The following is a 23,909-nucleotide window of genomic DNA, read 5'->3' on the forward strand; positions in this document are numbered from 1 at the left end:
AGCCGAGTAGTATCTTGTGGATGCTATTCGGCTTTTTTATTTCTATTGTCAAATGAACTGGTTAGAAGCAAGCCTACAAAAAGGCCATAGGTGCACCTGAAAAGGAGAGCACTGTTATACACCTTTGCTTTTTCCTGCAGTGAAATAAAGCCTAACGAGAGGTTCATCAAAGAAATTGAGGAGAGCAGCTATTTTGATGAGTTTTCAATGCCGAAATAAACTACCTTGAAGTAAAGGAAAACACGCCTCAAGTCCCGCATTCCCATGCATCCATCACCCCGTGTTTTTGACTTAATTTTAAGGTTTTCCATCTAAAACATTGCTGCTAAATGGCCCGGGCAATTTGCATCCTTTTATGGCTGATTTCTTTTTCCATGGCCTATGGCCAGGTGGGTAGGCAGATAGTGATTGGCGTAAGAGACACCGTGGCCTCAAAGGTTTTGGACGAGAAAAGGGGTTTACTGGTGCATCTGCCCATGACAGAGCCAGACGTGTTTTCGCCAGACCAGAAGTACCCGGTTATCTATGTTCTGGATGGCGACGGAAGCCTGTTTTACTCGGTGGTGGCGATTACGGAAGGGTTGAGCGGCGGAAGCGGGAACTTCATGTTTCCGAAGATGATAGTGGTAGGCATCCCCAACACAGACCGCACCCGCGACCTGACGCCCACCCACAGCACAGATTCTACCGTAATGCCCGGCTTCTTACTCGCCAACTCCGGCGGCGGCGAGAAGTTTCTCTCCTTTTTTCAGAGGGAACTCATTCCCCATATAGAGACTCATTATCCGGCGGCGCCTTACCGGGTCATTATTGGGCACTCTTTTGGCGGGCTCACCGTGCTCAATGCCCTGGCAAACCACAAAGGGCTGTTCAACTCTTTCGTGGCCATTGACCCCAGTATGTGGTGGGACAACTTGCGCTACAGCCAGGCTCTGAAAACCACCTTGCGGCAAGGGAATTTCGCCAATAAGGCGCTGTACGTGGCCATCGCCAATTCCATGGAGAAAAAATTCACCCTGCAAACGGTGACCAAAGACCAGACCGCAGCTACCCTCCCCATCCGCTCTATTCTGGACTTCGATAAGTTTCTGAAAGAAAACCCAAAGCCCGGACTAATTTACAGATCAAAGTTCTACCCAGATTATGACCACGGAGGGGTTCCGTTGGTGGCCATCTATGACGCTCTGCCCTTTGTCTTTGACTTCTTTTCGCTCAACTTCCCGTTCTCCACCTTTTTCAACCCCACTTACAAAGACGATGGGCTTCTCGTAAACCATTACCAAAAGGTGAGCGCCAGAATGGGCTACACGGTATCGCCGCCGGGAGAATTGGTGAACGCCCTGGCCCACCAACTTATGGATACCCGCCAGTTTGACCGCGCCTACAAACTGCTCCAGTTGAACATAGACAACTATCCTAAAAGCTATAGGCCTTACAGCGCCATGGCCGAGTATTTTGAGCTGAAGGGAGACAAACGGAAAGCTAGGGAATACTACCTGAAATCGGTAGAGATCAAGCCCCTGCCCGAGACTAAGGCGAAATTAAACAACCTGAAATAAAGGAATCCGCTTGTAGCAGATGTCTTCCGTTTAGGATGTTTTTTCAGGAAACAGGGGTTAAAATACGGCTTCAGCTCTTATCTGCTGTCTTACGCTTGGCAAGGGCTATTTTATGGTTCCAACCAATTCTTTCCTTACAGGTTTACCTCAATCCAGACGGGGCCATGGTCGCTGGATTTTTCCCAGCCTCTCACCTCACGGTCTACGCCGGCGGAGACTAGCTTTCCCGCCAGATCGGGGCTGAGCAACAGATGGTCAATCCGGAGGCCGGCGTTTCGGCCGTAGGCGTTCCGGAAGTAATCCCAGAAGGTGTAGATGGTTTCGTTGGGGTGAAGCTGCCGGAGCGCATCAATCCAGCCCTGGGCTTTCAGTTCCTCAAACGCGGCGCGGCTCTCAGGCCGGAACAGCGCATCTTCTACCCAACGCTCGGGTTTGTAGGCATCCAGCTCAGTGGGGATCACGTTGTAGTCACCAGCCAGCACCACGGGGATATTGGAAGAAAGCAAATCGGCGGCATGGGCTTTCAGCCGATCAAACCACTGCAGTTTGTAGTCGAACTTTGGTCCTGGAGCCGGGTTGCCGTTGGGCAGGTACAGACAACCTATCAACACGCCGTTCACCATAGCCTCCAGGTAGCGGCTTTGCTCATCCTCTGGGTCACCAGCCAGCCCCCTGCCCACCTCCTCGGGTTTCTGTTCCTTTGCCAGGATTGCTACGCCATTCCAACTCTTCTGCCCGTGCCAAACGGCCTGATAGCCTATATCAAGTAAGGCTTGTTCCGGAAACTTCTCCTGCGGCGTCTTCAATTCCTGGAGGCAAGCCACATCTGGCTGGGTTTCTTCAAGCCAACGCAGTAAAACCGGTAGGCGGGCATGGATTCCGTTCACGTTGTAAGTCGCTATTTTCATGGGTAGAATAGTTGTGGGGAGCTGTGCATTTGATGAAACTTCCAGTAACATACGGCTTCCGCTTGTAGAAAGCTATAGGGTGTAAAGGAAAGGCTTGCCAGCCTCGGACCTTATGGCTAGTTTCACCCCACAGACCCCTAAGACGATTTGCTTTGCCCCAGATGACCTCGCAATCTTACACCATCAGAAACGCAGACCCAAATGAATTTGAAGCACTAGGCCAACTCATGGTGCAGGTCTACTCCCAGTTAGAAGGCTTCCCGAAGCCCGATGAGCAGCCCGCCTATTATCAGATGTTTTCTAACATCGGGGAGTTTACCCAAAACCCGGGCGTGGAGATTTTGGTGGCAGTATCTCAAAAAGGCACCATAAACGGAGGCGTAGTTTTCTTCCGGGACCTGCAGTATTACGGCTCGGGCGGCACGGCTACCCAGGAGAAGAACGCCGCTGGTTTCCGGCTGCTGGCGGTTTCCCCTGAATCCCAGGGACTAGGCATCGGCAAGGCCCTGACCTTGGCATGTATCCAACGCGCGAAAGATCACCAACTTTCACAAGTCATTATCCACAGTACCAAAGCCATGCAGACCGCCTGGCAGATGTACGAGAGACTGGGTTTCAGAAGGTCCGAGGACCTGGACTTTATGCAGGGAGAGTTACCGGTGTATGGGTTCAGGCTGCACCTCCCAGCCTAGGAAGAACCAAAGCCACCCGCTATCGACAGCACTTTCCCCGCGTCTATCTGATCTGCAGTCTGAGTATACAATTAAGCTGTACCAGTCCTCCATTTCGGGCCTGATTTCGGGAAAACAGCTCTGAAACGGAATCAATGTATTTTCCACGGGCTACAAAACCTGCTAATCTCATTAGCCTGCCTCCTATCTTTTGCGTAATTTTACAGGGCGGCTTTCTTTCCATTTCCGGGGTGATTTCTCAGAAACAGGTTTAAAACACGGCTGCTTCTCTTATCAGTGTCATCAGGCTTTTTCCATACCAAAATTGAGTTCTTGAAAGGGGTTGGTCCGCAACGCGCCACGCTGTTGCAGACCGAGCTGGGCATTTTCACCTACGGCGACCTTATCCAGCACTATCCTTTCCGGTACATGGACCGCACCCAGTTCCACGCCGTCGCGGACCTGAACGAGGACATGCAATACGTGCAGATCAAAGGCCGAATTTTGGAGAAGAACCTGCTGGGCGAAGGCCGAAAACAGCGCCTTTCCGCAATTATCCGCGATGCCTCTGGTGAGCTGGAGCTGGTCTGGTTCAAAGGCGTGAAGTGGCTGAACGTGCAGCTGAAAGTAAACCAGGAGTACATCGCCTTCGGGAAGCCCAGCCTGTTCAACGGCAAATTCAACATGGCTCACCCCGAGTTGGAGGAAGCCACCGAGGTAAAGCAGGGCCAGAGCTTTCTTCAGCCCGTCTACAACACCACCGAGAAACTCAAAAACCACCGGGTAGACAGCAAGGCCATCGGCAAAATGATGGCCGATCTGCTAAAACAGTCGCCCACGCACCTCTCGGAAACCCTCACGCCTGAGTTGGTGGACCATTACCGCATGGTTTCCAAACGCGAGGCCATGCTGCAGGTGCATTTCCCCACCAACTGGGATACCTTGCAGGCGGCTCGCTTCCGGTTGAAGTTTGAGGAGCTTTTCTACACCCAGCTCAAGCTGCTACGCACCCGCACCAAACGCAAAGCCGAGCTAGCCGGGCAGATCTTCAGCAAAACGCCCACGCTCACCGAGTTCTATAAAAACCATTTGCCCTTTGACCTCACCAACGCCCAGAAACGGGTGGTGCGCGAGATTTACCAGGATGTAACCGCCGGGAAGCAGATGAACCGCCTCCTACAGGGCGATGTGGGCAGCGGCAAGACCATCGTGGCCTTCGTGACCATGCTCCTGGCTACGGACAACGGCGCCCAGGCCTGCATCATGGCCCCTACCGAGATCCTCGCCGACCAGCACTACCAGGGCCTGAAGAAATACGCCGATGCCTTGGGCATTGTGCTAGGGAAACTCACTGGTTCCACCAAAAAAGCCGAGCGCCGGATATTGCACGAGCAACTGCGCAGCGGCGAAATGAAGATGATTGTGGGCACCCACGCGCTGCTGGAAGACGAGGTGCAGTTCCATAACCTTGGTTTGTGCATTGTAGACGAGCAACACCGTTTTGGCGTGGCCCAGCGCTCTAAACTATGGCAGAAGAATCCTCGCATCATCCCGCACGTGCTGGTCATGACGGCCACCCCCATCCCCCGCACCCTGGCCATGACCCTGTACGGCGACCTGGAGGTATCGGTGATTGACGAGCTGCCCGCCGGCCGTAAGGAGATCATCACGGTGCACCGCTATGACAGCAACCGCCTTAAGGTGTTTGGGTTCATCAGGGAGCAGATCAAACTGGGCCGCCAGGTGTACATTGTGTATCCTTTGATTGAGGAGTCTGAAGGCCTGGAGTACAAAGACCTGATGGACGGTTACGAAAGCGTGACCCGGGCTTTCCCGGAGTTCCGGGTGAGCATGGTGCACGGCAAGATGAAACCGCAGGACAAGGACTTTGAGATGCAGCGCTTTGTAAAGCACGAGACCCACATCATGGTGGCCACCACTGTGATTGAGGTAGGCGTGAACGTGCCCAACGCCAGCGTGATGGTGATTGAGAATGCCGAAAGGTTTGGCCTGGCCCAGTTGCACCAGTTGCGCGGCCGGGTAGGTCGGGGTGCCGAGCAAAGCTACTGTATCTTAATGACGGGCTACAAATTGAGCAAAGAAGGAAAAACGCGCATTGAGACCATGGTGCGCACGAACAACGGCTTTGAGATTGCCGATATTGACCTGAAACTGCGCGGACCCGGAGATTTGATGGGAACCCAGCAAAGCGGCGTGCTGGATTTATTGATCGCTGACCTGGCCAAGGATGCCAAGATTTTGAAGGAAAGCCGCCACGCGGCCCTGCAGATCATAGAAAAAGATCCAGACTTAAGTCTTCCGGAGCATGCCAACCTCTTGCGGCACATCCGGTCGCTGAGTGCCAACGCCGTAAACTGGAGCCGGATCAGCTAGACCAAAGTCTGGATCTTCAGGTGTTGTATACTAATTGATTGAGTAAGTAAAAGTAGCTTCAGTATTTTGTTTTTTTGAGGTTGGTACTACTAAGTTCTTGGTTTGCTGGGTACTTGGGTAACTCTCCTGGATGTTCAACGAGTAAGCGTCTTCAGTTGTACTATTACTTTTCTTACTGATTTCACTAGTGGCCTCCTCTTTCAGAAATTTTCCAACTAAGATCATCCCCACCAAAAAGAGCATTTTAAAAATGAATTTCATAAACTAACTAGAAAAAGATATTTTATCAACAATACAAGCAAAATACGTGTCTCAATTACTAAGAACCATCAACAGAAAATCATGTTTTTGTTAAGTATACATTAACAGATTTCCACCGGAGCTTCCATTTTATCTTATCACTATTTTGACAAGCCTAGGCATTTACGGCTACACTACAATTGGGTTAACCTAATGTCCAAAAAGTTATCCACAAGTTGTTTTTTGCCTGTATTCCTATATTTTAATATAATTTATTTTAACTATTTGTATACTCTTCCGCTTGACTCACAAACGGCTGCAAAGGTAGAGATTAATTTCTTAATTACATTATTCCGTTACACATTTAACATTTCTATTAAATAACCCTTATTCTTCTCCCATATAATTAATGTCTTACATAAACATATGGGGTATATTTGCCAAAATTCAAATTATACATTTATGCGTTACCCTTTCCTGCTTCTATTTTTATTCTTTCTGGTAAACTTACTGCCCGGAATAAGCCCGGCGCAGGCCCAAAAAATAAAGTCATCTCCTTTCTCCTATATCCCCGAGGCCGCCGGCGATCAGTACAACCAGCGGATTCCCAAAAAAGCTTACACTGTAAGCCCCACCGATTTCGTGATCCTTAGCCGCACCGCCGACAACACCTATGCAGTTATCCGGTACGGGGCAGACCTGAAACCTTCCTGGACCACTCCGGTTGCCCTTGTAGGCCAGGAAACTGTGGAAGCTTTCTCCCACAACAATCAGACCGTTCTCCTGATCACGCACCGGGTACAAGCCGAGCAAGGAAGCCAGGCCCTCTATGGTCGTCTTTTTGACGTGGCTACTGGCAAAGAGATAAAGCAAACCAAGCTGCTGGAAGCCCCCAGCAAAAGCCGCCGCCTGGCAGTCGCTATCTCCGCCGACGGCTCTAAACTGGTAGCTTACCATTCCATTACCCGTAATGAGGAACTGCGCTCCATGCAAGCCGCGGTCTATGACGCCTCTCTCACCAAGATCAAGGACCGAACCTATGATTTCGCCGGTGCCGGCACCCAGGTGAGCGCCCAGGTACAGATTGACAACCACGGCAACCAGTTCGTGAGCATCTTAACCAACAACTCCATGCGCCTGAGCGTGCGCCGCTACAACAACCGTGACAATGAGATCAAAGTGATGGAGGTCCAGGTGGGCGGGGTGTTCAACGGCGAGAAGGTCTACGTGATGGATACTTATTTCAAACTTCACCAGGACAGCAGCTTGTATGCGGCCGTGCTGGTGGCCGAGGAGAAAAAAGGCGAGTACCACAGCCTCAAAATGGTGCGGTTTGACTACGCCGCCGGCAACATGCGCTTCGCGGATGAGTTCCGTTTCACGCCAGAATTCACCGAAAAGCTCAACAAAGCCACCAGTGCCAAACGCCTGGAAGACATCTACCTCTCAGACATCCTCATCAGCTCGGAAGGGCAGACCCTGATCATAGCGGAGAAAAAGTACACCGAAGGCGGCGAAAACAGTGATTACCACGCCAAGGAACTCCTGCTGTTTGCCTATGACGAGTACCTGCACCCCACCTGGAATTCCGTAATCCTCAAGAACCAGACCGCCCCCGCCGCCGAGGGATTTGCCGGTATTTCCTATAATGCCCACCTCACCGGGAACCGCCTGCAGATGCTTACCCTAGAAACCCTCAAAGACAAAACCGATCTCTACACCCGATCCATCCATCTGGTGACCGGCGCCGCCGAGCCGCCCAAAGCCGTAGGCCTCAACGTGGCCAATGACCAGCAGGTAGCCTTCGTGAAAGACTTTACCACCTGGCTCAACGAGCGTACCATCACCGCCGTGAACCGACCTAACAAATCCTCCAAAGGCCTGCGCCTGAGCCGGATCACCTTTAAGGATTAAGCTGTTTCAGGGTCAGTTTCAGGAAAACACACCTAAAACGGAATCATCTGTTCATCACTTGGCAGGAATAAAAGGTCAGCAGTTCAGGCTTTTTATTCCTGCCCATATTTTTTGCTTTTCACAGTCACTTTACTTCAGTTTAATCTGCCACTTTCTAACCCTGGTTCATGCAAGACCTTTACTTTCCATTAGAATTCCAGTTTAAAATCTCTACTCTCGCCAATGACTTTTCGGTGAAGGATGCCGGTGGCCTCCCCGTGTGCTATGTACGGCAGAAGCTTTTCAAGTTAAAGGAGGAAGTGATCGTATTCAACGATGAGTCCCAGTCTGAACAGCTTTACACCATCAAAGCCAACCAATGGATTGACTTTTCAGCTGCCTATGTCTTCAGGGACAGAACCGGTCAGGAAATTGGCCGTGTGGCCCGTAAGGGTTGGGCTTCTTTGTGGAAAGCGCATTACGAGGCATATGACCAAAACCAGCAGCAGGATTTCACCATCAGGGAAGCAAATGCCTGGGTTAAGGTAGCCGATGGACTGCTGAGCGAACTTCCGATAGTAGGCATACTGACCGGGTACTTTTTCAACCCCAGCTATACCGTGACCCGTCCGGACGGCACCCTCATCGCCACCCTCAAAAAGCAGAAGTCCTTTTTCGGCCGGAAGTTCACGGTAACCCAGGAAAGCGCCTTTGAACCCGGGGAGCAGGAACGAATTGTCCTAAGCTTAATGATGATGATTCTGCTTGAGAGACGAAGAGGATAGTTTTTTTTTGCTTGGGCACCTAACCCCTGCGCCTAGTTCACCTTACTAAAAACAGAAAGCCCCGCCAAATAGCGGGGCTTTCTGTTTTACAGGCTGTTTTGGCCAAAATGGCCCCTAAACGCAAATTAGTACACGTACTCGTTCGCTTTGATCATCTCAGCAGCAATGCGGCGGCGGGCTTCTTTGGTGTTGAACGGCTCCAGTTTAGTAAAGCGCTTCAACCCAATCAGCAGCAGTTTTTGCTCATCGCCGGGCTCGCTCATGGCCGCGATGGCTTCTTTCCCGGCTTTGTTGATACGGTCGGCAGCATCGTTGATGACCACGCGAACCATGTCCAACTGGCGGGAAGTGGCCTCTTCGCCGTTACGGCTCACCAGTTTCTCCACGCGCAGCAACGTAGACTCCGCGATGTAGGCCTGGATGGCCATATCCGCGATGTACATCAACACTTCCTGCTCTTTCTCCAGGGTCATCATGAACTTCTGCACGGCGGTACCGGCAGTCAGCAGCATGGCTTTCTTGAACTTGCTGATGGCCTTTTTCTCATAGGCAAATAGGGTGGTGTCCTCGTCCCCAAAATCAGGAATCTCCATCAACTCTTGTTGCACAGCCGCGGCAGGTCCCATCAAGTCCAGTTCGCCTTTCATGGCTTTCTTCAAGACCATATCCACGATGAGCATGCGGTTGATTTCATTGGTACCTTCAAAGATGCGGTTGATGCGGGCATCGCGGTAGGCGCGGTCCATGGGGTAATCGGCGGAGAAGCCGTAACCTCCATAAATTTGCACGCCTTCGTCCACCACGTAATCCAGCACCTCAGAGCTGTCCACTTTCAGGATGGCGGCTTCCACGGCAAACTCACGGGCGGCTTCCAAAACGGCTTCGTTGTAGCTTTTACCGGCGGCCAGCAGCTCCTGCTCTTTGTTGTAGATGTCATGCCCGGCACGGTACAGCGCAGATTCCACCGCGAAGATCCGGATGGCCTGCTCGGCCAGTTTGTGGCGGATAGCCCCGAACTTAGAGATCGGAATCTTGAACTGGATGCGCTCATTGGCATACTTCACTGACAAATCAGCCACGCTCTTACAGGCTCCTAAACAAGCCGCAGCCAGCTTAATCCGGCCGATATTGAGGATGTTGAACGCAATCAAATGGCCTTTGCCAATCTCGCCCAACACGTTTTCTTTCGGCACTTTGCAGTCGGTGAAGAACACCTGACGGGTGGAAGAACCCTTGATACCCATTTTATGCTCTTCGTTGCCCAGACTCAGGCCTTCGGTGCCTTTCTCCACAATGAAGCCGGTGAACTTGTCGCCGTCTACCTGCGCAAACACAATGAAGACATCGGCGAAGCCCGCGTTGGTGATCCACATCTTCTGGCCGTTCAGGATGTAGTTGTCGCCTTCCACATCCAATATGGCTTTGGTTTTGGCGGCCAGCGCATCGGACCCGGAGCCCGGCTCAGTCAAACAGTAAGACGAGGTCCACTCGCCGGTAGCCAACTTAGGAATATACTTGGCTTTCTGCTCCTCGGTACCGAAGTACAGGATTGGCAAGGTTCCAATCCCCGTGTGCGCCGCAAAAGCCACCGGAAACGAGTGCCCTGGACCAACCGATTCGGTCACGAGCAGAGATGAGTTGAAGTCCATGTTCAGGCCGCCGTACTCCTCCGGAATGGCGATACCGAACAAGCCTAACTCGCCAGCCTTTTTCATGAGGCCTTCCAAAAGACCCTCCTCATGGTTATCCATGCGCTCCACCAACGGCTGCACCTCGGTGTCCACAAACTGCCGGGCCGTCTCAGCCATCATGCGCTGCTCCTCAGAGAAATCCTCGGGGATGAAAACGTCCTGGGCGTTGGTTTCTTTGATGATAAACTCACCGCCTCTTAATGTTCTGCTTACAGTTTCCATATGTTTAGATGCTGTTTATTTTAAAAACTCATAAATACCGGCTACACCCTGGCCACCGCCCACGCAGGCCGTCACCATGCCGTACTTCTTGTTCATCCGGCGCAGGTCACTGAAGAGTTGCACGCTCAGTTTGGCGCCGGTACAACCCAGCGGGTGACCCAAGGCAATGGCGCCGCCGTTCGGATTCAGCTTGTCTGGGTCAATGCCCAATTCGCGCATCACGGCAATGGACTGCGATGCGAAGGCCTCGTTCATTTCAATGATGTCGATGTCCTGCAGGTTCATGCCGGCATTTTTCAAGGCGCGCGGAATGGCTTTCACCGGTCCCATGCCCATGATGCGTGGGTCCACTCCTTCGGCGGCGTAAGACACCAGACGGGCAATGGGTTCAATGTTCAGTTCTTTCACCATGCGTTCGCTCATCACAATCACGAAGGCTGCGCCATCTGAAGTTTGGGAAGAGTTACCAGCGGTTACGCTACCATTCGCGGCGAATACCGGCCGCAACTTGGCTAATTTCTCAATAGACGTGTCAGCGCGCGGGCCTTCATCAGTGTCTACCACGTAGGAGCGGGTTTTCTTTTTGCCGTTCTCATCTAGGTAAGTTTCCTCCACGTTGATGGGCACAATCTGATCCTTGAACCGTCCTTCCTCAATAGCTCTGATGGCTTTCTGGTGCGAGGCAAAGGCAAAGGCATCCTGGTCTTCGCGGCTCACTTTGAAGTCATTGGCCACGGCCTCAGCGGTCAAGCCCATGCTCAGGTAATACTCGGGGTGCTCCTTGGCTATTTTGTAGTTAGGGGACGTTTTCCAGCCCACCACCGGCACCAGACTCATAGACTCCGCGCCCCCGGCAATGATACAATCGGCCATGCCGGACTGGATTTTGAAGGACGCCGTAGCGATGGTCTCAATCCCCGAGCCACAATAGCGGTTCATGATGGCGCCGGGCACGTTGATGGGCAGGGACAAAAGGGAAATCATGCGTCCCATCTGGAGTCCTTGCTCCGCCTCGGGCACTGCGTTTCCTACCAACAGGTCGTCTACACGGGCGGGATCTAATTGCGGCAACGAGGCCAGCAGATGCTTGATGACATCAGCGGCTAAATCATCGGGCCGGGTGAACCGGAATACCCCGCGGGGCGCTTTCCCCACGGCGGTTCTGAATCCGGCAACTATATAGGCAGTTTGCATTTTCTTTTCTGTTTTTGAGGTGTTTTGGAGAAAAAGGCCGCTAAACGCGACTTCCTCTTCTCCTGAAACAATTAAACTTTAACGCTAATTCCGCAGGGGCTTACCGGTGGTTAAAATGCTCTTGATGCGTTCCAGGGTTTTGCGCTCGCCGCAGAGACTCAGGAAGGCTTCGCGCTCCAGGTCCAGCAGGTACTGCTCTGAGACTTCTGATGGCATAGACAAATCGCCGCCGCACATTACGTAGGCCAATTTCTCAGAGATTTTGCGGTCGTGGTCGGTGATGAAACCGGCGGCGTGCATGGCGTGGGCACCCGTAATGAACATTCCCAGTCCGCCGCGGCCTTGCACTTTGATGTTGGTCTTTGGCGTGGGTTTGGTGTAACCGGCTTCGGCCAGAAGAATGGCTTCTGCTTTGGCTTCTGCGAGCTGACGGTTTCTGTTCAGGGTGATACCGTCTCCATGACGCATAAAGCCCAGGTCATACGCTTCGGCGGCCGAGGTGGAGACTTTGGCGGTACCAATGGTCATGAACACGTTCCGCAGCGAGTTGTATTCCGTATCGCCTTCTTCGTAGGCCGCCGAGGTGCGCAAGGTCATCTCTTTCGTGCCGCCGCCGCCCGGGATTACCCCCACGCCAAACTCCACCAACCCGATGTAGGTCTCAGCCGCAGCCTGTACTCTATCGGCGTGGAGGCAAAGCTCGCAACCGCCGCCCAGCGTTAATCCGTGCGGGGCGGCCACTACCGGTATAGCGGAGTAGCGCATGCGCATCATGGTATTTTGAAACTGCCGGATCATGAGGTTCAGCTCGTCGTACTCCTGGTCCAGGGCGTACATGAACACCAGGCCCAGGTTTGCGCCCGCGGAGAAGTTAGCGGCCTCATTGCCTACTACCACGCCCCTGAAGTTCTGCTCGGCCAGGTCAATGCCTTTGTTCAGTCCCTGGATGATCTCGCTCCCGATGGCGTTCATCTTGGAATGAAACTCCACGTTCAGGATGCCGTCACCCAGGTCAATGATGGAGCAGCCGGCATTTTTCCAGACCACGTTGGTACCCCGCAGCACGTCCAGCAAGACGAAGTTTTCGGTGCCTGGAATCTGCTTGTATTCTTTGGTGGGGATGTCGTAGTACTGACGCTGGTTGTTCTGACTGCGGTAAAAGGTCTCGTGGCCCGCCTCCAGCATGTGGTACACCCACTCTGCCGGTTTGTAACCAGCGGCTTCCATGGCGGCCACAGTCTCGCGTACGCCAAAAGCATCCCAGGTCTCAAACGGACCAAGTTCCCAGCCGAAACCGGCGCGCATGGCATCGTCAATGCGGTAGAGTTCGTCGGAGATCTCGGGAATACGGTTGGTCACGTACTGGAACAGACCGAAGGAAGTCTCCCGGAAGAAATCGCCGGCTTGGTCCTGGGCCTGGCTGAAGGCTTTGAGGCGCTTGCGCAGGTCTTCAATGGGCTTGAGCGTTTCCATGCTCTGGAATCGGACTTTCTGCTTAGGCCCGTACTCCATGGTTTTCAGGTCCAGCGTCAGGATTTCGGTGGCGCCTTCAGGGGTTTTGGTTTTCTTGTAGAAGCCCTGGCGGGTTTTATCACCCAACCAGTTGCGCTCCAGCATCTGCTGAATGTAGCCAGGCAGTTGAAACAGGTCACGCTTTTCATCGGCTTCGCCGGTTTGGTACAGGCCTTGCGCTACTTTGGCCAGCGTGTCCAGGCCCACCACATCGGAGGTTCTGAACGTCGCGGATTTTGGGCGGCCCACTACCGGACCGGTCAAGCGGTCTACTTCGTCCACGTTCAGGCCCAGTTTCTCCATTACGTGCAGCACCTGCATAATACCGTAGATACCCACGCGGTTCGCGATGAACGCGGGGGTGTCTTTGGCCAGCACGGTGGTTTTGCCCAGGTACAGATCGCCGTATTTCAGCAGGAAAGCGGTGATCTCAGGTTCGGTCTCCTCGGTGGGGATGATCTCCAGCAACCTGAGGTAACGGGGCGGGTTGAAAAAGTGGGTTCCGCAGAAATGTTTCCGAAAATCCTCGGAACGGCCTTCCAGCATCAGGTGGATGGGAATGCCCGAGGTATTGGAGGTAATCAAGGTGCCGGGTTTGCGGAACTGCTCCACACGCTCAAACACGCTCTGTTTTATCTTCAGGTTCTCCACCACCACTTCAATGGTCCAGTCGCAGGTGGCGATGCCGGCTAGGTCATCGTCGAAGTTCCCGGTCTGAATAAGGCGGGCATCGGTTTTCTTGTAGAGCGGCGCGGGGTTAGAAGTGATGGCCGTCTGCAGCGCGGTGTTCACTATGCGGTTACGCACCAACTTGTTTTCCAGCGTGAGGCCTTTGGCTTGTTCTTCGGGCAGCAGCTCGCGGGGCACCATGTCCAGCAGGAGCACCTGCACGCCAATGTTAGCGAAGTGGCAGGCAATACGCGAGCCCATAATGCCTGAGCCCAGCACCGCCACTTTCTTGATGATTCTCTTCATAGTTACTCTTTTTTGTATCTGGATGTGCGTTTCTAGGGGCGCACGTTTTTTTCTCTTAGGCACTTCTCAGGGTTCCTTCTAAAGAAACGAAGGTTTTGACAGGCTTATGCTTTAGGTCTTTTTCCCGGAAAACAGGCGCAAAACAGAAAGCTCTTTCTCTGCCTCCCAGCCTTAGAACACTTTCTTAGACTCTATGAGGTTGTTGATCTGGCCTACCACCTGGAAGAACACCTGCAACTGGCTCTCGGGGATTACCTCACGTACCTTCTGGTTGAACCGCCGCACGGTGATCCGACTCACTTCGCGCTTCTCCAGGCCCAGCTCGGTGAGCAGAATCCGCACCGACCGCTTGTCCTGCTCATCGGCTACCTTGTAGATGAGGCCTTTCTCCTCCATGCTTTTGAGGATGCGGGTGAGGCTTCTGGCCTCCAGCCCCAGCAAAGGCGCAATCTTGGTGGCCGGCGTTCCTTTTTCGGGATCTATATTGAGCAGCACAAACCCTATAGAGGTGGTAATGTCATTCTTCACCGCCTGGGTATTGTACATGCGCGCGATGGCGTGCCAACATACCTTGATGTTATAGTCTACCGTCTCGTTTGCTTTCATGTGGTGTTTCTGTCTCTTACCAAATTTAGAAAAAAATGTTATGCTTGCATACTATAAACTAAAAAATTTTCAAACTGTTAAAAGATCAAACGGCATCCTTTACTAGAATTCGGTTGTGGCAAAAGATGATTCAGTGCGTTGCCACTTTGATAACGAACAAAGGTTCTGCCTCTTTTGCAGAACTCCATTTATACGCTACTTTCTGAAAAACAAGGCCAAAACAGCTTGGCTTAAAAACAGAAGAGGAGACCCGGTTAGGGGTCTCCTCTTCTGTTTTATTCTGACCTATGCCGTGCGGTACAGGCTTTCAATTAAGCTCCGGTAATTGTTGGTGATGACCTTACGCTTGATGCTGAGTTTAGGCGTCATCTCGCCGGTTTCCACGCTCCAGAGCTTAGGCAGCAGCACAAACTTCTTAATCTTCTCGTACTGCGCCAAGTGCTCATTCGCTTTGTCTATCTCCTTCTGGAACTTGGCAATGATCTCAGGCTTCTTCACCATTTCTTCGTTGGTAGTATACGGGATGCTGTGGATGCGGCACCACTCCTGCAAGCCTTCAAAGGCGGGCACGATGAGCGCGGCCGGGAATTTCTCTCCCTCGCCTACCACCATCACCTGCTCTACCACCAGAGACTCCTTCAGTTTGTTCTCAATCAGCTGCGGTGCGATGTACTTACCGCCCGAGGTCTTGAACATCTCCTTCTTGCGGTCGGTGATTTTGAGGAACTTGCCCTCCACCAGTTCGCCTATGTCGCCGGTATGGAACCAGCCATCGGGGTCAATCACCTCAGCGGTGAGGTCTGGGCGCTTGTAGTAGCCTACCATCACGCTCTCAGAACGGGTCAAAATCTCACCGTCTTCGGCAATCTTTATTTCCACGTTGTTGATAGCCGGACCAACGGTGCCGATCACGTTGTTTTCAGGTTCGTAGCGGTTCACGGCAATTACCGGCGATGTCTCAGTAAGGCCGTAGCCTTCCATGATGCGGATGTTGGCGCCCCAGAACACGCGCGCCAACCGTGGTTGCAAGGCAGCCCCACCAGACACAATCACTTTCACGTTTCCGCCTAGCGCTTCCTGCCACTTGGAGAAGATCAGCTTGCGGGCTAATTTCAACTGGGTATCATAGAAGAAGCCCGGCGAGGTACGGGTGTCGTATTTCTGCCCTAAGGCCAGCGCCCAGAAGAACAGGCCTTTCTTCACGCCGGTCAGCTCGCCGCCTTTGGCCACAATCTTGTCATAGACTTTTTCCAGCAGACGCGGCACGGTCACAAAGATGTGCGGCTTCACTTCCTTGAGATTATCGCCTACTTTTTCAATACTCTCGGCAAAGTAGATAGACACGCCCACCGAGAAGTAAATGCAGGACACCATGCGTTCATAGATGTGGCAGAGCGGCAAGAAGCTCAAGGCGCGGTGCTCCTGGTTTACCGGCACAAAGGGCTTCACGTTGGTGAAGTTGCTCACCAGGTTGTTGTGCGACAGCATCACGCCTTTAGGGGCACCGGTTGTACCGGAGGTGTAAATAATAGAAAGCAGATCTGTTGGTCTTACGTCTGCTTTGTAAGGCTCCAACGTAGCTGGGTCCTCGCCCTCGGCGAGTTTCAATAACTCAGACCAATGTTTGGCGCCGGGCACGTGGTCAAAGGTGTAGATCTGCTGCACCTCGGGCAGGTCAGACACGGCTTCTTTGACCTTGTTATAGAGGTCCTCAGTGGAAACCAGGATGAGTTTGGTCTCAGAATCCTTCAGGATATAGCGGTAATCCTCCACCGTAATGGTAGGGTACAGGGGCACGCTCACCGCGCCGGTCTGCTGGATGCCGTAATCGGCGAAAGTCCACTCCGGGCGGTTCATGGAGATAAGCGCCACCTTGTCGTCTTTCCTGATTCCAGACTTGATCAGGGCCAGGCTCAACTTGTTAGCCGTTTCCAATACTTGCTGGGTACTGTACTTCACCCATTCTCCGTTGATTTTTGCGGCCAGACAGTCTGGTTGCGGGAACTGTTCTAACTGGTTGGTCAGTAAATCAAAAACCCGGGTCACCTTCATAGATTCTTCTTTCTAAGTGGAATAGTCGGTTAATATAACGCAAAATCATTTAAAAAAAACAAAATATGGCCGAGCCTCTTTAACCGAATTGTTAAAAATGCTTGTTCCTGCTGGCTTATAAATACCTAAATTTGATTTTTGCCACACGTAATGCATGAACCTTTCCATATTCTTTGAACCTCTTCCGGAAGAACTCTTCGGGGAGGCAGACGCCCCTAAAACCGTAGGTGGTTACCTGGCTCCTTTTATCCACTCTTTCCCAGACTGGCGCTCTGCCGAGGTGGTGCTCATTGGCTTACCGGAGTACCGCGGCACCTCCAACGCTACGGACCTCACTTACCAGGGTCCCAACCTTATAAGGCAGGAACTGTACCGCCTCATGAAAGGATCCGGCTCCTGGCTGGTCATGGATTTGGGCAACCTGCTGCCGGGCATCCACCTGGAAGACACGTACCTGCGCCTGAAAGAAGTTATTGAGATTCTGGTAGACGCCGGCAAGTTCCCTATCCTGCTGGGTGGCTCGCATGACCTCACCTACGGCCAGTTCCTGGGGTATGAGCATTTGTCTAAAACGGTGAACCTGGTGATGATAGACAGCCAACCCGATATGGCCCATGTAGAAGATACCGCTCCGGACCAACATCACCTGCACCGCATACTCCTGCATGACCCTAACTACCTTTTTGGGTTCAGCCATATAGGTCACCAGACCTATCTCACGGATACTACCACACTGGCCGCCTTTGAAAAACTCCATTTTGAACTGTACCGTCTTGGCCAGGTACGCCAGCAGATGCAGGAGATGGAACCCATCATCCGGCAAGCCGACCTGATCAGCTTTGACGTTTCCGCCATCCGGCACCAGGATGCGCCCGGCCAGGCCGTTGCCAATCCCTTCGGGCTCACGGGCGAGGAGGCCTGCCAACTGTGCTGGTACGCCGGCCAGAACGACCAACTCAGCTCGCTGGGTTTCTACGGATACCGCCCTGAGTTTGACCACCGCTCCCTTACGGCTATCACCCTGGCTACTATGGTCTGGTACAGCATTGAAGGCTTCTACCAACGGCAGGGCACGCTGGACTTCCACAGCAACCAGTTCCTGCGGTTCTCGGTGGGTTTCCATGACAACCCCAACAAGATGTACTTCTTCAAAAACCGGCAGACTGAGAAATGGTGGATGCAGGTAGACGACCTATCGGGCCGGCGCCCGTCCCTCATCGTGCCCTGCAGCTACCAGGACTACCTCACCGCCGCTGACGGCGAAGTCCCGAATAGATGGATTGTAATGCAGGCGAGGCTTTAATGTGCTAATGACTTAATGTGCTGATGTGCTAATTTTGGAAATGTGCTGATGGGTTAATTTGCTGATGTGCTATTTCAAGGAGCAAGCATTTTGTTTATGGAACTGGCATTATGAACCGACAAGACCTTAATACCAGTACCTAAGGCCTGTGCTAGCAACGTTCATCCTGGCCAATACCCTTTCCCACTTTGTCATCCTGGAAGGATCTTGTGGGCAAACTAGGTAGGCCGCTGCAATGAAACAATAGATTATTTAGCCGGCTTTCTAAGGAGCACTCCCAAAAGGAGCCTTTTGTGCATAGCCAGCAGCATTACAGTTCGCCCACAAGATCCTTCCAGGATGACAAAGAGAGAGATGACAAAAGAGGGAAGGGAAAGAAGGGTGTGTTAAGGAATTTAAATAAGTACTAGAACTGAGAAACTACTAGCGTAAAGCAAAAGACGTTTCCAGCCAATTTTCAGAAAACTGCCTTAAAAAGGAAAACAATTAGCACTACTGAACATCCATAATTAATAATTCACACATCCTCACATTTTCTAATTACCACATTACTCATCTTAGCACATCAGCACATTAACCCATTAGCACATTAAACCCATGCAAGAATACACCCGCGCGCAGTTAGCCCTTAGGAACGGACAGGACCGGGACGAGATCTGGGTGGCTTACAAGGGCGAGATCTATGACGTGACCAAGTCTAGGTTATGGCGGCGGGGGAACCATTATGAGCACTGGGCCGGGCAGGACCTCACCGAGGAACTGAAGGACGCGCCCCACACTGAGTATGTGTTCGATAAGTTTTCCGTCATCGGAATCTTAAAAAAATAGCTCTGTTTTGAGCGGTTTTTCAGAGATTTGACCTTAGTTCCTGATCCAACTTTTATGATCCTTATTGCTGACAGCGGCTCTACCAAGACCGCCTGGCGTTTACTAGACCACGAAGGCGTCAAAGCCCAGGCCCATACTCCGGGCATTAATCCGTATTACCAGAATACCCAGGAAATCCTGGTGGCTCTGAAGGACAGCCTTTTAGCGCAACTAGCTGGCCAAACTCCCCGGGAGATTTACTTCTACGGGGCCGGTTGCAGCGCCAAAGACAAACAGGAAGTAGTGGCATCGGCGCTGCGGGAGATTTATCCTGCCGCCCAGGTGCATGTGCACCATGACCTGGAGGCGGCAGCCCGCGCGCTTTGCGGCCAGAAAGAAGGTATCGCCTGCATCTTGGGGACCGGCTCCAACTCCTGCCTCTATGATGGCGAGAAGATTGTGCAGAACGTGCCCAACCTGGGCTTTATCTTGGGCGACGAGGGCAGCGGCGGCTACATGGGCAAACTGCTGGTACAGGCGTTCCTGAACCAGGAACTACCCCAGGATGTGCATGAGCTGTTCATGGCCCGCTATAACACCAACCGAGACGAGATTGTGGACCACGTGTACCGTCAGCCGTACCCTAACCGCTATATGGCCACTTATGCCCGATTCCTGTCAGACCACCGGCAGCACCCGTTTATCTACGGGCTGATTTGCCAGTGCTTTAGTGATTTCTTCCGGAAGACCGTGATGAAGTACCCAGATTACCAGCAGAAGGAAACCCATTTTGTGGGCTCCATCGCTTTCTACTTCGCAGACATCCTGCGCACGGTAGCCAAAGAGCACCAGATTAACGTAGGTCAGATATTAGAGAGTCCAATTGAAGGCCTGAGCCTGTACCACCAACAGAAAATAACCGCATGAGTACTACTGAAACCGCATCTAACTACGATCATCTAGAGCAGATGAGCGTGCAGGAACTCCTCACCAACATCAACAAAGAAGACAAAACCGTGCCTTTGGCGGTGGAGAAAGCCATTCCGCAGCTGGAGAAACTGGTGAAGGCCACGGTGGCTAAACTGAAAGAAGGCGGCCGCCTGTTTTACATTGGCGCGGGTACCAGCGGCCGTTTGGGCGTGGTAGATGCGTCTGAGTGCCCACCTACGTTTGGGGTGCCGTTTGATCTGGTCATCGGGATCATGGCCGGCGGCGACAAAGCCATCCGGAAAGCCGTGGAGTTTGCCGAGGACGACGACCAGCAGGCCATCATTGACCTGGACGCGTACGGCGTGAACGAGAAAGACGTGGTAGTGGGCATCGCGGCCTCGGGCCGAACCCCTTACGTGATTGGCGGCCTGCAGGCCTGCAACGAGCGCGGCATCACTACGGGCTGCATTGTCTGCAACGCCGACAGCAAAGTGGCCGCCGTGGCCAAGTTCCCGGTAGAGGTAGTGACCGGCCCCGAGTTCCTGACCGGCAGCACCCGCATGAAAGCCGGTACCGCCCAGAAACTGGCCCTGAACATGCTCACCACCTCCACCATGATCCAGCTGGGCCGTGTGAAAGGCAACAAGATGGTAGACATGCAGCTCACGAACCACAAACTGGTAGACCGTGGTGTACGCATGATCATGGATGAACTGAATATCTCTGAAGAGAAAGCCAAGGAGCTACTGGAGCTGCACGGCAGCGTGCGGTCGGCCATCACCTCGGCGGCTGAGCACTAGGATTTCTGTTTAGGGGCTGTTTTCTGCAAAATGGCCCTGAAACAAATCCAGGAAGATCCGCCCGTGACCGGCGGATCTTTTTTTATGCCGTTCTGCCATCCATCTAAAGAGTTTCTGCGTTATGCAATTCTGCAGTCATTCACTATTGCCATGCACACCATTGAACCTTTCTATAACTGGATAGAGGCGTACTCTGCCTCCGAAGACGAACGCTCGCCGCTGTATGGCGCCGAGAACAACGAGAACGAATACACGCACACCATCTACGGGTACTACATCCACCCGCAGTGGGACGACATTGATTCTGAGACGCTCTTCATCAAAATACTGTACGTTGACTACCATGACAACTACGCCGTGATAGAGCTCATTGGCGAGTGGAACGATACGCTCAACAATGACATCATGACCCTGAAGCGAAACGTGCTGGACTTGATGATTGGGGAGGGCATCAACCACTACATCCTCATTGGGGAGAACGTCTTTAATTTCCATGGCTCAGATGATTCTTACTACGAGGAGTGGTTTGAGGAAGTGGAGGAAGGCTGGATTGCGGCCATCGGGTTTCAGGAGTTTGTGGTGCAGGAGATGCAGCAGTACCACCTGGACTATTACATCAACTTTGGCGGTAACCTGGACAAAATTCCATGGCGCACCCTGGCGCCGCCGCAACTCTTCAACGTGGTAGACAGCATGATCCAACGCCGGCTGGGTGCCTGAGTTTCTGCGCCGTTTTCTGTAAAACAGGCCCTAAACACATCTGCTTCCCAGTAAGGAAACCTTGTAAACGATCTTCCTTTATCGGTCCTCATGAGGCATAAACAAAAAGAGACGGCACCAATCGGCACCGTCTCTTTTTGTTTGTTCTTACGGAAGAACTTAGTTTGGATCCGCAGCGTCAACGCTGTCTTCCCGCTCCTCGGCAGCTTCCTCTGGTCCGGAGTTGTCAGCGTCGTCTTGAATGTCCTCGGTTTTTTCTGTTTGGTCTTCAACCTGGTTTTCTTTGGCAGAATCACAGGAAGCGAAGGTCATCATACCAGCGGCCATGGCCACCATTAAGAATGTCTTTTTCATAGTTTTATTTTGTGTGTAGGGCTAATGTGCGGTGCGAGATCAGGTTTGCCTTATTCTGGATCTACCTGATCAATACTATCCTTGGCTTGTCTGGCTTGTCGGGCCAAAGTAGTGTCTCCGGCCATCTCGGCATGGGTTTCTACTTTTTCTGCTTGATCTTCCATGTTATTTTCCTTCTTAGAATCGCAGGCGGAGAAACTCACCAGGCCACCCAAGAAAGCAAACAGAACCAATGTCTTTTTCATAGTTTTATTTTGTCTGAACGGATAATCTCTTCTAAGCACTCTTTCTTTCTAGCGCACAGCAAATGAGCGGCTTACACAGAAAGCTTTATGCTTCTTGGGCATATGTACGCATGTATGGGAAAATGGATATATTTTCAAGACCTGATATAAGAACAATGCAATCACATTCTTTTAAACGAACAAAGGCGCAGACCCTTCCTGAAATTCAACAGGAGTGGCCCGCGCCTTTGCAAATAAGGTTATGTGAAACTGGTACTTAGTTTCCGTCTGACAGAGAATCTGTAGCCAGAGAATCAGTGCTTAGCCCGGCAGTATCCACGGGCGCTGCGGTGGTCTCGGCAACATCTGTGGCATGGGTGGCATCTTCCATGGTAGCGGAAGACGGGGCGGCGGTTTCCTGTGCTTCTTTTGATTCACAGGCAGAGAAAGACAACAAAGCTGCTGCTGCCACAAACGATAAAATAGTCCTCATAGATAAAGGTTAATAATACAGGGTTAGGTAGTAGTAGGTATGTCGCGGGTAGAAAGAAACAGGCAGTAGCCGCCTATTTCTTTCTGAATACTAAGTTAACGGGCACGCCCTCAAAACCAAAATGCTCGCGCAGACGATTCTCCAGGTAGCGTGTGTAAGACTCTTTGATATACTGCGGCAGGTTGCAGAAAAACGCGAACGTAGGTGTGTGCGTGGGCAACTGCGTCACATATTTGATCTTCACAAACTTGCCTTTGATGGATGGCGGCGGATAGCGCTCAATCTCCTTCAGCATGGCATCATTCAGCTTGGAGGTTGGGATCTTCATGGAGCGGTTTTCATACACGTCTATGGCGGTTTCAATGGCCTTGTGCACGCGCTGCTTGTTCAGCACGGAGATAAACACGATGGGTGGGTACGCGATAGGCGCGATCTTCTCCCGGATGGCGTTCTCCATGTCACGCATGGTGTTGGTTTCTTTCTCCACCAGGTCCCACTTGTTCACCAGAATCACCAATCCTTTGCGGTTTTTATCGGCTAGCCCGATGATGTTCATGTCCTGGGCTTCCAGACCACGGGTAGCATCCAGCATCACAATCACAATGTCGCTTTCCTCCAATGCCCGCACTGACCGCAGCACAGAGTAAAACTCTATGTCTTCGTGCACTTTGCTTTTCTTCCGGAGCCCGGCGGTATCCACAATGATGAACTCTTTGCCGTAGGCGTTGTAGTGCGAGTGGATAGAGTCACGGGTGGTACCGGCGATATCGGTCACGATGTTGCGGTCCTCGCCCAGCAGCAGGTTCACGAACGACGATTTACCTACGTTTGGTCTACCTACCACGGCAATGCGCGGAATACCAGCCTCGGGGTTCTCAATGCCTTCCTCGGGGAAATGGGATACTACGGCATCCAGCAATTCACCGGTACCCGAGCCGTTCTGGCTGGAAACCGGGAAGATCTCGTTCTCAAAACCCAACGCGTAAAATTCCCCAGACAAGTGACCGCGGGCGTGCGTATCGGCTTTGTTGGCCACAATGTACACGGGCTTATCGGTGCGGCGCAGCACGTTGGCGAACTCCTCGTCCAGACCGGTGAGGCCTGCCTCCACGTCTACCATGAACAGAATCACATCGGCCTCTTTGATGGCCAGTTCCACCTGCTTCCGGATTTCCTCCTCAAAAATGTCATCTGACCCGTGCACGTATCCGCCGGTGTCAATGACAGTGAAATATTTGCCTGTCCACTCGCCGTGGCCATAATGCCGGTCACGGGTAACGCCGCTCACGTTGTCCATGATGGCTTTGCGCTGACCTACCAGACGGTTAAACAGGGTTGATTTGCCCACGTTGGGGCGTCCTACAATGGCGATTGTATTTTGTGCCATATCAATTGGAATGTGCGTTTTGAGGCTCCTTTTCGGGAATCGCTCCCAAAACGCGGGTTAAACCTGCGGTATCGCCTCCGTGGCGCCGCTAGGGAATTGTTGGTATTTAGTTATTAGTGTTTGGTTGTTAATTGATCAGCTCTTAGCTTCTCTCCAACCGCAACTACTTAATTTACGCTTTCTTCTCTT

At 52.3% G+C, this 23,909-nt stretch carries 20 protein-coding genes; 10 read left to right on the forward strand and 10 right to left on the reverse strand.

The features are described 5' to 3' along the window. The first annotated feature begins 329 nt into the window (after nt 1–329). Complete coding sequence (locus J3P35_RS00335) at nt 330–1,559, forward strand: alpha/beta hydrolase-fold protein (RefSeq protein WP_210461998.1); 1,230 nt, start codon at nt 330–332, stop codon at nt 1,557–1,559. A gap of 134 nt (nt 1,560–1,693) precedes the next feature. On the opposite strand, the gene xth is transcribed toward J3P35_RS00335, so the two are convergent. Beyond that, nucleotides 1,694–2,467, reverse strand: coding sequence for an exodeoxyribonuclease III (xth, locus tag J3P35_RS00340; protein WP_210462000.1), 774 nt, complete (start codon nt 2,465–2,467; stop codon nt 1,694–1,696). Between the two features lie 161 nt (nt 2,468–2,628). Here xth and J3P35_RS00345 point away from each other — a divergent pair, with 161 nt between their 5' ends. The 4 genes from J3P35_RS00345 to J3P35_RS00360 all read left to right on the forward strand — a co-directional run bounded on the left by J3P35_RS00345 (nt 2,629) and on the right by J3P35_RS00360 (nt 8,450). Then, on the forward strand, nt 2,629–3,159 hold the full coding sequence (locus J3P35_RS00345) for a GNAT family N-acetyltransferase (protein WP_210462002.1): 531 nt from the start codon (nt 2,629–2,631) through the stop codon (nt 3,157–3,159). 276 nt (nt 3,160–3,435) lie between these two features. Further along, entirely contained in the window at nt 3,436–5,532 is a 2,097-nt protein-coding gene (recG, locus tag J3P35_RS00350; RefSeq protein ID WP_210462004.1) for an ATP-dependent DNA helicase RecG, read from the forward strand. A 702-nt stretch (nt 5,533–6,234) separates the two neighbouring features. After that, nucleotides 6,235–7,686: a hypothetical protein gene (locus J3P35_RS00355; protein WP_210462006.1), complete on the forward strand. Its 1,452-nt coding sequence runs from the start codon at nt 6,235–6,237 to the stop codon at nt 7,684–7,686. A gap of 167 nt (nt 7,687–7,853) precedes the next feature. Beyond that, entirely contained in the window at nt 7,854–8,450 is a 597-nt protein-coding gene (locus J3P35_RS00360; RefSeq protein WP_210462008.1) for an LURP-one-related/scramblase family protein, read from the forward strand. Between the two features lie 125 nt (nt 8,451–8,575). On the opposite strand, the gene J3P35_RS00365 is transcribed toward J3P35_RS00360, so the two are convergent. The 5 genes from J3P35_RS00365 to J3P35_RS00385 all read right to left on the reverse strand — a co-directional run bounded on the left by J3P35_RS00365 (nt 8,576) and on the right by J3P35_RS00385 (nt 16,702). Next, the gene (locus J3P35_RS00365) at nt 8,576–10,363 is read right to left on the reverse strand and encodes an acyl-CoA dehydrogenase family protein (protein WP_210462010.1); all 1,788 of its coding nucleotides are present in this window, start codon (nt 10,361–10,363) and stop codon (nt 8,576–8,578) included. A gap of 15 nt (nt 10,364–10,378) precedes the next feature. Then, the gene (locus J3P35_RS00370) at nt 10,379–11,557 is read right to left on the reverse strand and encodes an acetyl-CoA C-acyltransferase (RefSeq protein WP_210462012.1); all 1,179 of its coding nucleotides are present in this window, start codon (nt 11,555–11,557) and stop codon (nt 10,379–10,381) included. Nucleotides 11,558–11,641: 84 nt separating this feature from the next. Further along, complete coding sequence (locus J3P35_RS00375) at nt 11,642–14,044, reverse strand: 3-hydroxyacyl-CoA dehydrogenase/enoyl-CoA hydratase family protein (RefSeq protein WP_210462014.1); 2,403 nt, start codon at nt 14,042–14,044, stop codon at nt 11,642–11,644. Between the two features lie 171 nt (nt 14,045–14,215). Beyond that, nucleotides 14,216–14,650 carry a MarR family winged helix-turn-helix transcriptional regulator gene (locus J3P35_RS00380; protein ID WP_210462015.1) on the reverse strand — a complete coding sequence of 145 codons (435 nt, stop codon included), beginning with the start codon at nt 14,648–14,650 and terminating at the stop codon, nt 14,216–14,218. Between the two features lie 285 nt (nt 14,651–14,935). Continuing rightward, entirely contained in the window at nt 14,936–16,702 is a 1,767-nt protein-coding gene (locus J3P35_RS00385) for an AMP-dependent synthetase/ligase (RefSeq protein ID WP_210462017.1), read from the reverse strand. Between the two features lie 154 nt (nt 16,703–16,856). Here J3P35_RS00385 and J3P35_RS00390 point away from each other — a divergent pair, with 154 nt between their 5' ends. The 5 genes from J3P35_RS00390 (at nt 16,857) to J3P35_RS00410 (ending at nt 21,262) form a co-directional block, all read left to right on the forward strand. After that, nucleotides 16,857–18,005 (forward strand): formimidoylglutamase, encoded by a 1,149-nt coding sequence (locus J3P35_RS00390; RefSeq protein ID WP_210462019.1) that lies wholly within the window; start codon nt 16,857–16,859, stop codon nt 18,003–18,005. A 597-nt stretch (nt 18,006–18,602) separates the two neighbouring features. Further along, nucleotides 18,603–18,833, forward strand: coding sequence for a cytochrome b5 domain-containing protein (locus J3P35_RS00395; protein ID WP_210462021.1), 231 nt, complete (start codon nt 18,603–18,605; stop codon nt 18,831–18,833). Nucleotides 18,834–18,887: 54 nt separating this feature from the next. Continuing rightward, nucleotides 18,888–19,739, forward strand: a complete 852-nt coding sequence (locus tag J3P35_RS00400) for a BadF/BadG/BcrA/BcrD ATPase family protein (RefSeq protein ID WP_210462023.1) — start codon at nt 18,888–18,890, stop codon at nt 19,737–19,739. Further along, nucleotides 19,736–20,542, forward strand: coding sequence for an N-acetylmuramic acid 6-phosphate etherase (gene murQ, locus J3P35_RS00405; RefSeq protein ID WP_210462025.1), 807 nt, complete (start codon nt 19,736–19,738; stop codon nt 20,540–20,542). Before J3P35_RS00400 ends, murQ begins: the two co-directional genes overlap by 4 nt. Before the next feature lie 150 nt (nt 20,543–20,692). Next, on the forward strand, nt 20,693–21,262 hold the full coding sequence (locus J3P35_RS00410) for a hypothetical protein (protein WP_210464014.1): 570 nt from the start codon (nt 20,693–20,695) through the stop codon (nt 21,260–21,262). A 159-nt stretch (nt 21,263–21,421) separates the two neighbouring features. Here J3P35_RS00410 and J3P35_RS00415 read toward each other — a convergent pair whose 3' ends face one another. From J3P35_RS00415 to der, 4 genes are all read right to left on the reverse strand, one after another. Beyond that, entirely contained in the window at nt 21,422–21,616 is a 195-nt protein-coding gene (locus tag J3P35_RS00415; protein WP_210462027.1) for a hypothetical protein, read from the reverse strand. A 50-nt stretch (nt 21,617–21,666) separates the two neighbouring features. Beyond that, on the reverse strand, nt 21,667–21,861 hold the full coding sequence (locus J3P35_RS00420; RefSeq protein WP_210462029.1) for a hypothetical protein: 195 nt from the start codon (nt 21,859–21,861) through the stop codon (nt 21,667–21,669). A gap of 256 nt (nt 21,862–22,117) precedes the next feature. Further along, entirely contained in the window at nt 22,118–22,333 is a 216-nt protein-coding gene (locus J3P35_RS00425; protein WP_210462031.1) for a hypothetical protein, read from the reverse strand. Nucleotides 22,334–22,406: 73 nt separating this feature from the next. Beyond that, on the reverse strand, nt 22,407–23,720 hold the full coding sequence (gene der / locus J3P35_RS00430; protein ID WP_210462034.1) for a ribosome biogenesis GTPase Der: 1,314 nt from the start codon (nt 23,718–23,720) through the stop codon (nt 22,407–22,409). Nucleotides 23,721–23,909: the final 189 nt, after the last annotated feature.

Source organism: Rufibacter roseolus, from assembly GCF_017916365.1.
In the GTDB taxonomy this organism is placed as follows: Bacteria; Bacteroidota; Bacteroidia; order Cytophagales; family Hymenobacteraceae; genus Nibribacter; species Nibribacter roseolus.

What these genes read in the sequence shown, in the direction of transcription:
- J3P35_RS00335 (WP_210461998.1), top strand. Translation starts at nt 330, where the DNA reads ATGGCCCGGGCAATTTGCATCCTTTTATGGCTGATTTCTTTTTCCATG.
- xth (WP_210462000.1), bottom strand. Translation starts at nt 2,467, where the DNA reads ATGAAAATAGCGACTTACAACGTGAACGGAATCCATGCCCGCCTACCG.
- J3P35_RS00345 (WP_210462002.1), top strand. Translation starts at nt 2,629, where the DNA reads ATGACCTCGCAATCTTACACCATCAGAAACGCAGACCCAAATGAATTT.
- J3P35_RS00355 (WP_210462006.1), top strand. Translation starts at nt 6,235, where the DNA reads ATGCGTTACCCTTTCCTGCTTCTATTTTTATTCTTTCTGGTAAACTTA.
- J3P35_RS00360 (WP_210462008.1), top strand. Translation starts at nt 7,854, where the DNA reads ATGCAAGACCTTTACTTTCCATTAGAATTCCAGTTTAAAATCTCTACT.
- J3P35_RS00365 (WP_210462010.1), bottom strand. Translation starts at nt 10,363, where the DNA reads ATGGAAACTGTAAGCAGAACATTAAGAGGCGGTGAGTTTATCATCAAA.
- J3P35_RS00370 (WP_210462012.1), bottom strand. Translation starts at nt 11,557, where the DNA reads ATGCAAACTGCCTATATAGTTGCCGGATTCAGAACCGCCGTGGGGAAA.
- J3P35_RS00375 (WP_210462014.1), bottom strand. Translation starts at nt 14,044, where the DNA reads ATGAAGAGAATCATCAAGAAAGTGGCGGTGCTGGGCTCAGGCATTATG.
- J3P35_RS00380 (WP_210462015.1), bottom strand. Translation starts at nt 14,650, where the DNA reads ATGAAAGCAAACGAGACGGTAGACTATAACATCAAGGTATGTTGGCAC.
- J3P35_RS00385 (WP_210462017.1), bottom strand. Translation starts at nt 16,702, where the DNA reads ATGAAGGTGACCCGGGTTTTTGATTTACTGACCAACCAGTTAGAACAG.
- J3P35_RS00390 (WP_210462019.1), top strand. Translation starts at nt 16,857, where the DNA reads ATGAACCTTTCCATATTCTTTGAACCTCTTCCGGAAGAACTCTTCGGG.
- J3P35_RS00395 (WP_210462021.1), top strand. Translation starts at nt 18,603, where the DNA reads ATGCAAGAATACACCCGCGCGCAGTTAGCCCTTAGGAACGGACAGGAC.
- J3P35_RS00400 (WP_210462023.1), top strand. Translation starts at nt 18,888, where the DNA reads ATGATCCTTATTGCTGACAGCGGCTCTACCAAGACCGCCTGGCGTTTA.
- murQ (WP_210462025.1), top strand. Translation starts at nt 19,736, where the DNA reads ATGAGTACTACTGAAACCGCATCTAACTACGATCATCTAGAGCAGATG.
- J3P35_RS00410 (WP_210464014.1), top strand. Translation starts at nt 20,693, where the DNA reads ATGCACACCATTGAACCTTTCTATAACTGGATAGAGGCGTACTCTGCC.
- J3P35_RS00415 (WP_210462027.1), bottom strand. Translation starts at nt 21,616, where the DNA reads ATGAAAAAGACATTCTTAATGGTGGCCATGGCCGCTGGTATGATGACC.
- J3P35_RS00420 (WP_210462029.1), bottom strand. Translation starts at nt 21,861, where the DNA reads ATGAAAAAGACATTGGTTCTGTTTGCTTTCTTGGGTGGCCTGGTGAGT.
- J3P35_RS00425 (WP_210462031.1), bottom strand. Translation starts at nt 22,333, where the DNA reads ATGAGGACTATTTTATCGTTTGTGGCAGCAGCAGCTTTGTTGTCTTTC.
- der (WP_210462034.1), bottom strand. Translation starts at nt 23,720, where the DNA reads ATGGCACAAAATACAATCGCCATTGTAGGACGCCCCAACGTGGGCAAA.